General features: G+C 64.4%; 13 protein-coding genes and 1 pseudogene. 10 read left to right on the plus strand and 4 right to left on the minus strand.

Annotated elements, in window-relative coordinates:
* The first annotated feature begins 7 nt into the window (after positions 1-7).
* The 4 genes from AB0J29_RS20015 to AB0J29_RS20030 all read left to right on the plus strand — a co-directional run bounded on the left by AB0J29_RS20015 (position 8) and on the right by AB0J29_RS20030 (position 3163).
* Complete coding sequence (locus AB0J29_RS20015) at positions 8-364, plus strand: non-heme iron oxygenase ferredoxin subunit (RefSeq protein WP_364787965.1); 357 nt, start codon at positions 8-10, stop codon at positions 362-364.
* 1 nt (position 365) lies between these two features.
* Entirely contained in the window at positions 366-1958 is a 1593-nt protein-coding gene (locus AB0J29_RS20020) for a gamma-glutamyltransferase (protein ID WP_364787968.1), read from the plus strand.
* A complete protein-coding gene (locus tag AB0J29_RS20025) occupies positions 1951-2388 on the plus strand; it encodes a RidA family protein (protein ID WP_364787972.1) in 438 nt (145 codons plus the stop codon). The genes AB0J29_RS20020 and AB0J29_RS20025 overlap by 8 nt, the downstream gene beginning before the upstream one ends.
* Before the next feature lie 64 nt (positions 2389-2452).
* Positions 2453-3163 (plus strand): YoaK family protein, encoded by a 711-nt coding sequence (locus AB0J29_RS20030; RefSeq protein WP_364787975.1) that lies wholly within the window; start codon positions 2453-2455, stop codon positions 3161-3163.
* A gap of 402 nt (positions 3164-3565) precedes the next feature.
* Here AB0J29_RS20030 and AB0J29_RS20035 read toward each other — a convergent pair whose 3' ends face one another.
* Positions 3566-3973 (minus strand): hypothetical protein, encoded by a 408-nt coding sequence (locus AB0J29_RS20035; protein WP_364787978.1) that lies wholly within the window; start codon positions 3971-3973, stop codon positions 3566-3568.
* A gap of 472 nt (positions 3974-4445) precedes the next feature.
* Here AB0J29_RS20035 and AB0J29_RS20040 point away from each other — a divergent pair, with 472 nt between their 5' ends.
* Positions 4446-4661, plus strand: coding sequence for a hypothetical protein (locus AB0J29_RS20040; protein ID WP_364787981.1), 216 nt, complete (start codon positions 4446-4448; stop codon positions 4659-4661).
* Between the two features lie 412 nt (positions 4662-5073).
* On the opposite strand, the gene AB0J29_RS20045 is transcribed toward AB0J29_RS20040, so the two are convergent.
* Complete coding sequence (locus tag AB0J29_RS20045; RefSeq protein ID WP_364787984.1) at positions 5074-5667, minus strand: DUF4291 domain-containing protein; 594 nt, start codon at positions 5665-5667, stop codon at positions 5074-5076.
* Between the two features lie 761 nt (positions 5668-6428).
* Here AB0J29_RS20045 and AB0J29_RS20050 point away from each other — a divergent pair.
* On the plus strand, positions 6429-8324 hold the full coding sequence (locus tag AB0J29_RS20050; RefSeq protein ID WP_364787987.1) for a hypothetical protein: 1896 nt from the start codon (positions 6429-6431) through the stop codon (positions 8322-8324).
* 83 nt (positions 8325-8407) lie between these two features.
* Here AB0J29_RS20050 and AB0J29_RS20055 read toward each other — a convergent pair.
* Positions 8408-9327 (minus strand): annotated as a pseudogene (locus AB0J29_RS20055) (IS481 family transposase).
* Between the two features lie 371 nt (positions 9328-9698).
* Between AB0J29_RS20055 and AB0J29_RS20060 the strand changes: the two are divergent.
* The 3 genes from AB0J29_RS20060 to AB0J29_RS20070 all read left to right on the plus strand — a co-directional run bounded on the left by AB0J29_RS20060 (position 9699) and on the right by AB0J29_RS20070 (position 11563).
* A complete protein-coding gene (locus AB0J29_RS20060) occupies positions 9699-10172 on the plus strand; it encodes an RDD family protein (protein ID WP_364787990.1) in 474 nt (157 codons plus the stop codon).
* 240 nt (positions 10173-10412) lie between these two features.
* Positions 10413-10562 carry a hypothetical protein gene (locus tag AB0J29_RS20065; RefSeq protein ID WP_364787993.1) on the plus strand — a complete coding sequence of 50 codons (150 nt, stop codon included), beginning with the start codon at positions 10413-10415 and terminating at the stop codon, positions 10560-10562.
* A 206-nt stretch (positions 10563-10768) separates the two neighbouring features.
* A complete protein-coding gene (locus tag AB0J29_RS20070; RefSeq protein WP_364787996.1) occupies positions 10769-11563 on the plus strand; it encodes an SAM-dependent methyltransferase in 795 nt (264 codons plus the stop codon).
* Positions 11564-11923: 360 nt separating this feature from the next.
* On the opposite strand, the gene AB0J29_RS20075 is transcribed toward AB0J29_RS20070, so the two are convergent.
* Positions 11924-12064 carry a hypothetical protein gene (locus AB0J29_RS20075; RefSeq protein ID WP_364787999.1) on the minus strand — a complete coding sequence of 47 codons (141 nt, stop codon included), beginning with the start codon at positions 12062-12064 and terminating at the stop codon, positions 11924-11926.
* Between the two features lie 685 nt (positions 12065-12749).
* Between AB0J29_RS20075 and AB0J29_RS20080 the strand changes: the two genes are divergently transcribed.
* On the plus strand, positions 12750-13712 hold the full coding sequence (locus tag AB0J29_RS20080; RefSeq protein WP_364788002.1) for a ferritin-like domain-containing protein: 963 nt from the start codon (positions 12750-12752) through the stop codon (positions 13710-13712).
* Positions 13713-13744: the final 32 nt, after the last annotated feature.

Raw genomic sequence — 13744 nt, forward strand, 5'->3', positions numbered from 1 at the left:
GATCACTATGGAGTTCAACCGAGTTGCCCGCTCCGGACAGGTTACCGAAGGTATTGTCCGCCGATTCTTCAGCGGTGACCGTGAATTCGCGGTGGCCCGGTTGAATGGCAAGGCATATGCAACCTCGAACTACTGCACGCACTTGGACTGCTTGTTGTCATCCGGCAAACTCGTCGACGACGGAATCGGGTGCTCCTGCCACGGAAGCGTGTTCGACCTCGAGACCGGCGAACCGATCAGCCCACCCGCGACCGAACCGATCAAGACATACCCTGTCGAGGAACGCGACGGCGAGATCTATGTCGGCATCGACCCCGACGATACCGACTCGATTCCGCGTCGACGAGCCAACAGGGGCGTGTGAGATGAGTATGCGCCCTTCGACATTGTCCACAGACGGCATGGTCTCCTCGAGTCATCCGGCAGCCAGCGTTGTCGGGGCACGTGTCCTCGCCGACGGCGGCAACGCAATCGACGCAACCCTCGCGATGGCCGCGATGACCTGGCTGACATTACCTGGCCAGTGCGGTATCGGCGGCGACGCGTTCGCAGTGATCCGTGATCCCGACGGGCACGTTCATACCATCGGTGGCAGCGGATTCGGCCCCGATGGCGCCGACGTCGACTTCTACCGGGATCGAGGGCATACGAGCATCCCTCTGGACGGAGCACTCGGGGTCGCCGTGCCCGGAGCGCCGGCCGCTTTGGCGGCGCTGCACCGAAGCGGAGCGACGCGTTCGCTCGTCGAGCTGTGGGAACCCGCGGCTCGCGCAGCAGAGAGGGGACTACCCTGTTCTGCCAAAACTCGATCCGACATCGCAGAGGCGGTCGACGCGATCGCCAGGGACCCGGGTCTGAGTGCGGTGTATCTGCCGGGTGGATCCCTTCCGCATGTCGGGCAACAACTTCCGCAGGCCGATCTTGCGCGCACCATTCGCACGATGGCGACCGACCCGGGCTGGTTCTACACTGGGTCGTTCGCCGAACAGGCCGTCGCGGCCTTGGCGCGCGGCGGCGCCCCCTTCAGTGGTGAAGAGTGGGCCGCGACTGCCGATGCCCTTGTGGCGCCATCGATCACCATGAACTATGGCGGAGCCGTCGTCCATCAAACGCCGCTGCCGACTCCAGGCTGGATGGTCCTACAGCAAGCGGCACTGTGCGATCGTAGTGTCGGGTTCACACCATGGATGTCGACGATAGCGATCGACCGCATGGCCCGTGCCGCACGGATGTCGTTCGAAGATCGATTTGCCCGATGCGGAGCCGATAGCGATGCGTGGCGCAGCCTGCTGACCGAAGAATCCATAGCGTCCGCACGGAAGAAACTGGACTCAGGGACGCTGGCGCCCAGTGCATTCGACGTACATGACGGTGACACCACCTCCACGGTTGTCGTCGACTCCGACGGACGAGCGGTCAGCTTCATCCACTCGTTGGCGTTCACGTTCGGCGCCAAGATCTCGGTTTCCGGCACCGGCGTAGTGCTCAACAACCGATTCGGCCGCGGTGCGTATCTGATTCCAGGACATCCCAATTCCGTACAGCCCAGACGACGACCTCTGCACACCCTGAACGCGTGGATCGTTACCGACTCGGAGAACAACCTGCTGCACGTCGGGAACACCCCAGGCGGGGACGGGCAGGTGCAATGGAACATGCAGTTGTTGTCCCACCTCATCGATCACGGCCTGGGCCCGGCGGAAGCCGTTGCAGCGCCTCGTTTCACGGTGTTCCCCGGTAGCGACTCGGATGTCGTCGGACTCGAGTCGGAATTGCGATGCGAAGATCGGATCGATCCCGGCACGGTAGACGAACTCGAGCGTTTGGGCCACCGAGTCCGAAGGCAAAGTTCATGGGGCGGCGGCGGTAGTGCTCAAGTGATCTCGATGGACAACGATCGCGGCCTGATGATCGGGGCTGCCGACCCTCGCCAGGAAGGGATCGCTCTCAGTGCCTGAGTCGCCGAAATTTCCCACCCCCAAGCCGCAGGGAAGGTACGTGGCAGCAACCGTGCACGAGGGTATTGCCTACAGTGCCGGGATGACTCCGCGTATCGACGGCGAGTTGACCATCACCGGCACCGTCGGGCTGGATGTGACAGTTGAGCAAGCGCAATCCGCTGCCGCGCTTGCGGCTCACAACGCCGTGCTTGCCATCGAGGCCGGCGTAGGGGGTCCAATCATCCGGTGCTTGAAGATGACCGTGTTCGTCGCCAGTACAACCGATTTCACCCAGCATACCGCCGTCGCCGACGGTGCATCGGCAGCTCTGGCCGACCTGTTCGGAGACGAATACCTACCGGCACGTAGCGCTGTCGGTGTGGCATCGCTGCCATCCGGTTCTCCCGTCGAGATCGAGCTGACCGCTGCGGTGTCCAGGCTGTCCTAGCGAGATGGATTTCCTATGGGTCGGCCTGGCGACCGACGAATCTCTCCAAAGAAAGCAGGTCGACATGGTAGGACAGCAGACGCATCAGATGACGCGGTCACTCGGGGCAGCCCGAACCGACTCGGTCGGCCTGTGGTTGATGATGACTCTCACGTTCGTCACGGGTGTCGTCGACGCTGTCGGCTACCTCGGACTCGATCGGGTGTTCACCGGAAACATGACGGGCAACATAGTGATTCTGGGCATGGGTGTCGCCGGGGCCGATGAGTTGCCCGTGCTCGGACCAGGAATTGCACTCGTAGCCTTCGCCGTCGGAGCATTCGCGTCCGGCCTACTACTCCGAACATCGCCACCGGTGTGGCAACTCCGCACTACCGCACTGCTCGGCGGCGGCGGAGTAGTTCTGGCGGTGTTGGTCGCTGTGCTCATTACCGTCGGTGAGCACATATCAGCGAATGTGCAGGCCATCGTCGCGGCGTGCATAGCTGCCGTGATGGGAGAGCAAGCAGCCGTCGCTCGGCGCCTCGCGATCAGGGACATGACGACGGTCGTCGTGACATCCACCCTTACTACGCTGGCAGGTGAATCGTTCGTGCAGGGAGGTAGGCAGGCGGTGTGGAATCGGCGAGCCGGAGCGATAGCACTCATATTCTCTGGTGCAGTAGTCGGTTCGCTCCTGCTGAGACTCCATATCGCGGTGCCCCTGGGGCTAGCGTCCGCACTGACACTTGTCGTTGCCGCAATCGGACACCGACATCTGGTGCGTGGTGCCTGAAGCAGGCGGCTGGTGCTGGGCACGTCGAGGAGGTCGGAGATCGTGATGCCCATGTGCGTCAGTAGGGTTCGTGCCGCGTCGATCGCCGCCGGGTCGATCGGAGCCGGTGAGGGAGTCATTGGCTAGGACTCCGTCAAGTCATGGCCGGCGACTGAATTCAACACCGACTCGCTGGCAGGCAGGCTCGAGATCACGGTGGGCGAGTCCGTGGAGATCCTCGATCAGATGCTGTTCGTCTGAGCATTGCCGGAGACGTCGAGACGGACTTACATCTGCGGCGATGTCTGTTGTCTCCCTGAGTATCTTCGACGATTGCGATGCCCGCCGCCGACCGCCCCGCGCTGGCCGATTGGTCAGCGCGGTATACGGCATTTCAGTGCATTGCCTGATCCGATGGAGCAGTTACTCTGCTCGCCAGGGCAATCCATGAAACGCGAAAACCGCCCTAGCTTGCTCCGCTGCGCTCACGACCGTCTCGGCCGGTGCCGGAGCGAAGATATCCACGACTTCGCACTCCCCACCACGTCGATCATGGTCGAGGACGTATGCCCGTCGGCCGTTCTCGAACTGCCGCAACATTCCCGACGGCCAGACATCCGGCCGGGCACCCAGGCAGCACAACAGCTGCCCCCGCTCTTCCAGATACGCGCGGACCGCCAGCAGTCGGGCCAGATAGTCGTCATCAATCGATCCGAAAACGCCCTGCCCCACCAGCTCCACCCGCGTCACCGACGGCTCGCCCAGACGAAGCACGACTGGCCACAGCCTGCCCACGGAATCCACCGCCGTCAGTTTCACAACTTCCGACATCCCACTCCCATCACCGCCGAGGAATCCTACCGACAACGCACCCTCGAGCGGGCCGCGAAGGCGTTCTGTCAACCGCCGGGATCATGTGGAAAGCGCGAAATTCGGCAGTTGCGGACGTCCTGTGCCGCTCCAGGTTCCGGCCGTCGACGCCTCGCGCTGGCCGGTTCGGTCAGCGCGGTATGCGGCTTTTGAGCGCGAGCGGACATGCCTGGTCAATGCGACACGGGGAGTCGGCCCGGTCGTACGATCCCGTACTTTTGTCCGAACTGTAGGCCTGCGCGGAGGAACTGACACCGCTGCTGTCGTGGGGAAGGTATATGAGGGTCGAGGAGTTCAGCGACGGCACGGTCGACGTCAGCGGTTCTGCGGAAGAGTTCGAAGCTCTGGCCGCCGTGGTGGCCCGGGGCAAGGGCAGGTTCGAGACCGAGGATCTCGCGGCTGTCGAAGTCCGTTCGGATGCTGGTCCTCGGCTGTGCTGCTCGTGCAGATCGTCGAGCAGCGCCAGGTCCTGCTCCTGACGGGAGACCGGGAGAGCCTGGAACTCCTCGCGGAGGACCTCCGCAGCGTGGGGTCCATGGCCGACGGCGGGCATCAGCACATCGAGTACTACAAGGACTTCGGCTACCTGCGGAAGGGTTCGGCGCCTCTGGTACTCAACAGTCCCCACGGGGGCATGCCGTGGCAGTAGAGCTGATTCTCAGGCTCGGTCGAGGTCAGCATCGGTGTCGTCGATCAGGTCAGTGAGTACGGACCGATCGATGCCGAACTGGCGATCGCTGGCGGCGGCAAGACCGGAATGCTGGAAACAAACTACTTCGGCGCTGTGGCGACATTGCAGGGTCTTTGTCCGCTACTGGCGCAGAGTCCTGCGCCTCGTGCAATAGCCGTCTCGTCGACACGCCAGGTCGGTGGGAAATGCTGGGTTCCGACGTCAGTTCCTGCCGGTACCAACCGTTTTGGGACCCGCACTGTGAGAGCGGTGGGCGACGAGACCGGACGCGGCGCGGGAACATCCGATATTGCCGCCTATCGCGCGGTTGGCCAGGATTCAATGCTTCGTGCCCGGGGTGTGGGACCACCCGTGGATGGCGGGTCCGCAGTCACGAACGAAGATGTGCCAGCAGTTCGTCCGCGGCTGGGTACGGGCGCTCATCGGGCAGTAGTCGGGCAGCAGAGTCGAGGTCACCATCTCTGACCAGCGCATGAATCTCGCGGGCCAGCGGAGTCATGTCGCTGATAGAGGCTGTCCACTCGTCCGCGTAACGTCGTACGGCTTCACCACAGAGCCCGAGTTGCAGCGAGCGGTACGCAAGGGGCTGCAGGTACAGATCCCGCTCGGGATCCCACTGGACGCGGGCGGGCGAGCGCTTCAGCTGACGTTGCCAGGCGCTGCGGTCGGGATGCAGCCCGGGCTCGTAGCTCGACAGGCACGCATGCCGCAATGCCCATTCGAGGCCGTTGCGTGAGATCTCTACGGCGAGGATGGTCTCTTGATCCGGCTTCGTACCCCAGCCGCAGCGGTACATCATCCACAGGAACGACGGCTTGATCCACGTCATCCGGTCTCGCTTCCATGTCGCGGGGAAGGCGCCATCGCGGATAGCGGGCCTGCCAATGACCGGGGAGTATGCCTGGTAGACAGTGACGGTGGATGCCGTATGGAGCGCGCGGATCCTGTGTTGTGGTTCTTCCATGTTGTAGAGCGTGACGCCGAACGACTCGGTCGGCGAGCGAATTTCACCCGCTTACTACCTCCGCCCCGCCCCAGCAGGCGGCTGACGCGCCGACAGCAGCCAACGGCCAACCCGGGAGCATCAGGATCACCGGATGCGATGGCATGGAAATGCCGCTTACGTCGCGGTCAGCTGCGCGAGATGAGCTGCGGCACAGGGCATCCGCACATGCCGATTACCGCGCATTCAGAGGTGGTCGATGTCTGGCCCGAGACCCACGCGTCGCGTGAGTGACGTCTTCATCTGTCTGACCTCCAGCGCCCGGGTTAACACCCTTTGGGGGCGATCGTGCAGCCCGGGGGCATCCGGTTCGAGGTCCGTCCGCCCGGCTCGCCGGATCCACCATGCAGGATCGATCGCTGGTATGCCACACACCTTTTCCGGTCGCGGCATTACGTGGATTCGACGTCATCGACTTGGACAGGCTGGGGTTCGGCGACGGTCGGCTCAGCGATCACCGGCCTGTGCGATTGACGTTGGACGTGTCCGGCTTGTAAACGCGGCGAAGGGATTTCGTAGGCCGCCCGGTGTCGGCCGTTGAGCATGGGCCAGTGGTTTCCTCGTCGCTGCAGTGCGGTTCGGGGCCCTTGACGGGTCGGTATATGCTGCATGCTCGCGCCACCGCGGGGCTGGACGTGGATGTTGGTTTGGTGGTGCATGATTCGCTGCGGAGGGCTACGTTCATCTGCGCCGGGTCGCCAGGAGTGTGAGAAGGGGTGAGGGTGGCCAGGGTCAGAGTGCGGGACCGGCTGCGATTCTGGTTCGACCGGACGATGGATCGCGGGACTCCGGCATTGATCGGCTGGCTGGGCCTGGCGTCGGTGGTGCTGATCGCGGTGATCACTGCTCTGGCCGTGCTTCTCGCGCCGGCTGATGTCGCGGGTGTCAAGGGCGGCTGGGTGGGTGTGGCGTGGATGAGTTTGCTGCGCACGCTTGATCCCGGGACGATGGGCGGCGACGACGCGAGCGTGTTCAGCGTGCCGTTTCTGGTGTTGATGCTGGCTGTGACGCTCGGCGGGATCTTCATCGTCAGTTCGTTGATCGGTGTGCTGGTGACCGGTCTGGAACAGCAGATCACGCAGCTGCGCAAGGGCCGGGCCCCACTGATCGAGGCCGGGCATACGGTGGTGCTGGGCTGGTCCGATCAGGTGTTTACCGTAGTGGCCGAGCTGGCCGGCGCGAACCAGAGCACTCGCCGCTCGAGCGTGGTGATCCTGGCCGATCGGGACAAGGTCGATATGGAGGACCAGATCCGTGCCCGGGTCGGCGACACGGGCCGGACGAGGGTGATCTGTCGGTCGGGTAGCCCGCTCAAGCGGATCGATCTGGAGCTGGTCAGCCTGGACACCGCCAAGTCGGTCATTGTGCTGCCGCCGCCGAGCGACGATGCCGACATTGACGTGATCAAAGCCTTGCTGCTGCTGAACAACCGGTCGTGGCCGGCCCGGCGACCGCATGTGGTCGCCGCGGTGCGGCAGTCGGAGAACCTGGCCTCGGCCCGGTTGGCCGCCGACGCGGACACCCTGGTCATCGACGCCGAGGACATCACGGTACGGATCGTGGTGCAGTCGCATCGCCAGTCGGGCCTGTCCACGGTGTGCACGGACCTGCTCGACTTCGCCGGCAACGGGATCTACCTGCAGGCCGAGCCCACCCTGGTCGGCGGGACCTATGGTGACGCGCTGAGCGCCTATGACCGCGGCTGCCCGCTGGGATTGCGCCGCGGCGACGGGACGGTGGCGGTGAACCCGCCGATGGACACCGTGATCGCCGCGGACGACCAGATCGTCCTGATCGCCGAGGACGATCTTCTGGTGGAGTTGGCGACCGAGCCGGTACCAGTGGTCACTGCGGCCCTGGTGGCCGTCCCGGACTACGCACCCGCACCCGCACCCGACCGGACCCTGCTGGTCGGCTGGAACTCGCGCGGCCCCCGGGTTCTTGGCCTGCTCGACGAGTACGTCGCACCCGGGTCGGTGCTCGACATCGCCGCCCCGCATCCCCCGCCCGACGAGGTCACCGGCAGCCCGCGGGCGAACCTGACTGTCGGCTATCGGGCCTGCGAGCCGACCAGTCGGCGCTCGCTGGAAGCGCTGAACCCGGGCAGCTACCAGCACGTCATCGTGCTCGCCGACGACATGCTCGAGGAGGACCACGCCGACGACCGGACCCTGGTGACCCTCTTGCATCTGCGTGACATCGAAGTCCACATCGGCGATCCGTTCTCGATCGTCACCGAGATGAACGACGACGCCAACCGGGAGATCGCGCAGGTCACCAAGGCTGACGACTTCATCGTCAGCAGCAAGCTGATCAGCCTGCTGCTGACCCAGCTCGCCGAGAACCGCCATCTGCAGGCAGTGTTCACCGACCTGTTCGATCCCAGCGGCTCGGAGATCTACCTCAAGCCCGCCCTGGACTACGTCACCACTGACGCGGAGGTCAACTTCGCCACCGTCGTCTATGCCGCGCGGTTGCGCGGTGAAGCGGCGATCGGCTACCGGCTCCATCACCGCACGGACCAGCCACCGGCCTACGGTGTCACCCTCAACCCGCCCAAGGACACCACGATCACCCTGTCCGCGCTGGACAGCGTGATCGTGGTCGCCGAAGACTGACCCCGCCACCGGGTTGCGGGTGCGGCCTAGTCCGGTGTGCCCGTATGGGTGCGCCGCAAGGCCTTCCCGATCTCGTGCGTGCACTAGATGTACTGACCTGAGAGGTTGGGAACGCGGCTGGCTGGTGGGTGTCCGCCGAGTGCGGTGTGGCCGCGGTGGTGATTGTAGGTGTGTAGCCAGTCGGTGAATGCGGTTCGGCGTTCGGCCTCTGACCGGTAGGGGCGGGCGTAGGCCCATTCTTCGAGGAGGGTGCGGTTGAATCGTTCGACCTTGCCGTTGGTTTGGGGCCGGTAGGGGCGGGTCCGCTTGTGCGTGATGCCGGTATCGGCCAGCGTTTGGTGCCAGAGGCGGGACTTGTAGCAGCTGCCGTTGTCGGTCAGGACCTGTTTGACGGTTATTCCGTTGCTGGCGAAGAACTTTCGGGCACGATGCCAGAATTCGACAGCGGTTTCCTTACGCTCGTCGGACAGGATTTCGCTGTAGGCGAGCCGGGAATGATCGTTGACGGCGTTGTGCAGGTAGCTGGAGCCGACATGGCTGTTGCTGTTGCGCCGTCGGGGATGTTGCCCAGTTTCTTGATGTCGACATGCACCAGATCGCCGGGTGCGGGGTACTTAAAGCGGCGAATCACCCGGCCGGTGGCGCAATCGGAGATGAGTTAGCCGGGCGAGCTTGGAGCGTCGCAGGTTCGATGCACGGTGGCGGGATTCAAACCCAGCAGATACGCGATCCGCGCCGGTCCCCACCGGCGCAGCAGACGGACTTTGATGATACGTCGTTCGGTGCGAGTCGGGGTTCGGTTCGGGCTGCGGTGCGGGCGGCTGGACCGATCGGCCATCCCGGCTGGGCCGTGCTCGCGGTAGCGGTCGGCCCAGCGTTTGGCGGTTGTGTGAGCCACCTGGAACCGTTCGGCGGCGCGCCGCAGCGGCCAGCCGTCCTCGACGACACATCGCGCGAGCCGCAACCGGCCCAACTCCGACAACGGGGCATTACGGTGAGACACGAAGACCTCCGGACTGGTGAATGCGTTTGCTTGGCAGCTCGCACTTCACTCGGAGGTCTTCGCCATGTCAGCTCGCCACGCCGTCACCAACGTCCATGGGCATTACACCTAGATCGTGCTGGTCGGGCTTTTCAGCGGCCGGTCGGAATTCAGGGTCGGGTTCGGGGTGATCCCGGATGCACTGCTGCTCGCGCGTGGGCAGAATAGAGCGGAATCTGGTCGAGCGCTGGAAGATTCGGTGTCGCGGCGCGTGTTACGCCTGGACGCTGGGCTGGCCAGTCGTTGTGATCGGTGAGATGCGCTGTCTACCACAGGATCTGGGTTTGAACGATCCAGGGTGGGTCGGTGTTTGCTCGATATGAGGAGGAACGATGACTGCTGCGGGTGGGTACGGACAGAATCCGGAGCGAGCAGTTGGCGTGGCCACGGCGGGGATCGGCGGCCGTGCGGTAGCCCGGTTCATCGACTGGATCATTGCCGGCATCGTCGGCGGAATTGTGTTCTGGGTGCTGGATCGGGTGGCGGATCTGCCGGGCTGGGTGGAGATTCTGCCAGGGGCCGGATTCGGTTTCCTGTATTTCGTGTTCTTCGAGGTGATCTCCGGTGCGACACCGGGCAAGAGGGTCCTGGGTCTGCAAGTCAATGGGGCCGATGGAGCAGAGAAGCCGAGTGTGCAGGAATCGGCGAAACGTAACGCGTACATGCTGTTCAACCTGATTCCGTGGATCGGCGGGGTCCTCTGGTTCTTCTCCGCGATCGCGATCGCTGTCACGGTGAGTGCGAGCTCGACGAAACAGGGCTGGCACGACAACTTCGCGGGCGGCACCCGGGTGGTCAAGGACTGACCATCGGCAATGCATCACCGAACTGGCTCTGATCGCGAAAATCGCGCGCCAGGGGGTCGCTCTCGACAGGGCAGGCAGGGGCAGACTGGCGGTCACCGACGGTGTTGAACAAGCGAAACATGCAGAAAGAAGGGATCATCTGGTTCGCTCCGGTGGCCAGCGCGCTGAGGTGTCGGGCGCTTCGCACGCGCTCACTATCTCTGAGCCCAACGCCGTGGCCAAGGTCAGATGCTGGGATACATGCCAGAGCCGGTCGTCGAACTCGACGCCCTCGGCGCACTGTCGGTCTCCGAGCAGCTCGTCAGCCGCGGCGTCGAGCGTCGGCTCGGCTGCTCACCCCCCCGGACCTTCGTCGAATGGGCAACACGCAACATCTCCGCGTTCAGATGATTGGCCGCTTGTCGGGCCGATTGATGTGTACAAGGTGGCGCTGTGGCATGACAGCAATCACGGATGTGGTTGCGCGGCAATCTATTCGGTCGACCGCGCAGCCGCGAAGAATCTTGTAACCTACGCCGAGCACACCTACTATTCGTGCGGCCCGCCAGCTACGCCCGAGGTGGGCCGTTCACACTGACCGAGGAGTTGAACCGATCGTGAACGAGCACCACCCGTTGATCCGTACCGACATCCCGCATTCGGCGCGGATTTGGAACTTTTGGATGGGTGGCAAGGACAACTACGCGGTGGACCAAGCCGTCGGCGAGGCGAGCCTGAAGATCGACCCGGATATCGCGACCATGGCCGTGCAGTCGCGCCAGTTCCTTATCCGCGCGGTACGTCATCTGGCCGGCGAGGCAGGGATCCGGCAGTTCCTCGACATCGGCACCGGCCTGCCGACCATGCAGAACACTCACGAGGTCGCCCAATCCGTGGCACCGGAGTCGAAGATCGTCTACGTCGATAATGATCCGCTGGTGCTCACCCATGCCCGCGCCCTGCTGACAAATACTACTGACGAGGGTGTTACCACCTACATCGACTCAGACTTCCACGATCCGGAGCAGATCGTCGCCGATGCCCGCAATATCTTGAACTTCAGCGAGCCGGTCGCGGTCATGTTCATGGGTGTGCTGGGCCACGCCCGCACCTATGAGGACATGCTGCGCATCGTGCGTACCGTCACCTCCGCGACACCGTCGGGCAGCTACTTGGTCCTGTGGGACGGCACCAATGACAGTCAGGCGTATGTGGACCTGTGCGCGGAGTACACCAAATCCGGCGGCGTTCCCTACCATCCACGCACCCGCGACGACATCCGTGGCGCCTTCGGTGGGTTCGAATTCGTCGACCCGGGTTACGTGTCGATCACCGAATGGCGCACCAACCCGGCAGAGGTCGGCGCGGCACGCCCCATATCCGCCTATGGGGGCGTCGCGCGCAAACCGTAAGGCGGCGGACTCGTGGGTGCTGGCCGAATCCGTCGAACACCGCAGGGGGGCGAGACCCGGCAATGGGACACCATCACCACCGGCCGCTGCAGACTGCACACCGCAGCCGAGATGCCCTCACACCTTCAGTGGCTATCCCGTGATCACCGATGGGCTGCTCGTTGCGCCGCTGCCTGACAGCATGCAGGACTGGGTGCGTACGGACCCGACCGGACGCGGGTGCGAATATCCGCTATCTGGCCCGTATCCCTGCTGCTGCCCCTACTGGTACCGATCGACGACCTCCAATGCGTATTCGTGGTGGCTGGCGCTTGCAGTGGCGGGTGCGTGGTTTGGCCTTCACCGGTGCGCAGGGGTCGGTCAGGTCGAGGTCTTCGATGTTGATTGCGAGCAGTTCGTCTGTGCGGGCGCGTTTTCGTAGAGCATCCGCCACAGTGTCTTCTCGCGGATATCGATGTCGCGGCGGGCGATGAGCCGGTCAATGGTGGTGCGTGAGCGCATCGGAGTGGTCGAGTCGTGTGGGTTGGGTAGAGCGTTTCACCCTGGCCGGGACTGCCGGGACGGTGTGCCCGTGCTCGGGGCACCAGCCCAGCCAGGACACGACGCCGGCGCGGCGGGCGTTCCAGGTGTTGACCGCGGTTTCGCCCCACAGGGTTTCGAGGGCTTCGCCGATCTCGTCGTCGGCGCCTGCGAGCGGTAGCCGTGAGCTAACATGCCATGCGACTGTTCGTCGCTGCGGACGCGATGATGCTGAAGGTGCGCGAGAACGGGCGGGTAGTCAATTCCACGCCCTGATCGCCACTGATGTCAACGCCGCGAAATCCTCGGGCTGGCAAGTGACTTCCGGTTTCGATCGGCTGTGTCCCCGGTCTCGGGTGAAGAGGGCGGCCCCATAGGTGGCGGGCACGGGCCGGCGGGACGTGATCGAGAAGCTGACCGTCGAGATCGAACGCTGCCTTCGGGATCCGGCATGCGCGGTCTACCGGCGGGCATGGTAGCCCGAAGTTCACCAACTGATGCTATGTGTCTCCCAAGCCTGGGATCGGTCGCCGCGATCTAGGTGTCTACCTCGATGTATGTCGGCATCTGTGTCCTAGAGCGGCGGGTTGCCGGACGGTATAGTCATGAAGCGCTATACCTTGCGCCGACCTGATGCCGTCAACAACGCCGAAGGGACGAGATGCGCATGAGTACACGCAACACGACTAATTTGTTGGCGCAGTTGCGCGCCGTTCTCGGTTTGACCAACACCAAGGTCCAGGTCGCCGACACCCGGGTCGCGCAGGCCCGCACCGAGGCGGTACGCCGTGTGTTGTCCGACAACGCCGACAACGCCCGCGACCGTGCTCATGCCATCGAAGCGGCCATCCGTGAACTGGGTGGTGTCCCGGAGATGGTTGCCCCGTTCGTGGGACGGGGCGCCGCTGCGGTCAGGGCTGTGGTCGAACAGGCCCAACCGTTCGACGAAGCCCTGCTCGGTGACCTCGCCCTCGAACATCAGCTCCTCGACCGCGCCCGCTACATCAAGGCCCTGGCAACCACCGCCGGGCATTCCGATGTCGTGGCGTTGGCGCAGGAGTTGATCACTGCACACACCGCGAACGTGGACTGGTTGACCACCGTCCTGGCCGAGGACGCCCTCGGCGGGCCGGCCGCACTGCGCCACACCCGGCTGCAGGCGGGCACGGGGACCGTGGTGAAGCTGGTCAACCTCCCCCTCACCTGGTCCGCGCGCAGCCTCGATCGGGTGCTCGACACCGTCCGAGCCACCCCGCCCGCGCTCGGCGAGCTGCTCGCCCAAAGCGCACGCGCCGGTGATGTCGCCGTCAAAACCCTCACCGCGTCCCGAGACGCTGCTCTGGCCACCGCCGAGCAGGTCGCCCGCCGCGAGGGCGCCGATGCCGCAGCTGATGCCCTGCGCTCGATCCGCACCGCCTCCGGCGTCCTCGAACTCGACGAACTGCCCATCGCCGACTACGACGACCTCAACGTCGCCCAAACCGTCGCCGCGGTCAAGGAACTCACCGAACCCATCGACATCCGGGCGATCCTCGCTTACGAGGAAGCCAACAAGAACCGCCACGGTGTCGTCTCCGCCGCCCAGACCCGACTCGCGGCGATCGCCCACGACGTCGCCGGCCTCAGCTGAGGTCTGCGCTGCCCACCCTGACGCGTAACTCC

Source organism: Nocardia sp. NPDC049707 (assembly GCF_040674855.1).
Taxonomy (GTDB): Bacteria; Actinomycetota; Actinomycetes; order Mycobacteriales; family Mycobacteriaceae; genus Nocardia.

Coding starts and splice junctions, on each gene's coding strand:
- AB0J29_RS20015 (WP_364787965.1), top strand. CDS start 8: ATGGAGTTCAACCGAGTTGCCCGCTCCGGACAGGTTACCGAAGGTATT.
- AB0J29_RS20020 (WP_364787968.1), top strand. CDS start 366: ATGAGTATGCGCCCTTCGACATTGTCCACAGACGGCATGGTCTCCTCG.
- AB0J29_RS20030 (WP_364787975.1), top strand. CDS start 2,453: ATGGTAGGACAGCAGACGCATCAGATGACGCGGTCACTCGGGGCAGCC.
- AB0J29_RS20035 (WP_364787978.1), bottom strand. CDS start 3,973: ATGTCGGAAGTTGTGAAACTGACGGCGGTGGATTCCGTGGGCAGGCTG.
- AB0J29_RS20045 (WP_364787984.1), bottom strand. CDS start 5,667: ATGGAAGAACCACAACACAGGATCCGCGCGCTCCATACGGCATCCACC.
- AB0J29_RS20060 (WP_364787990.1), top strand. CDS start 9,699: ATGACTGCTGCGGGTGGGTACGGACAGAATCCGGAGCGAGCAGTTGGC.
- AB0J29_RS20065 (WP_364787993.1), top strand. CDS start 10,413: ATGCCAGAGCCGGTCGTCGAACTCGACGCCCTCGGCGCACTGTCGGTC.
- AB0J29_RS20075 (WP_364787999.1), bottom strand. CDS start 12,064: ATGCGCTCACGCACCACCATTGACCGGCTCATCGCCCGCCGCGACATC.
- AB0J29_RS20080 (WP_364788002.1), top strand. CDS start 12,750: ATGAGTACACGCAACACGACTAATTTGTTGGCGCAGTTGCGCGCCGTT.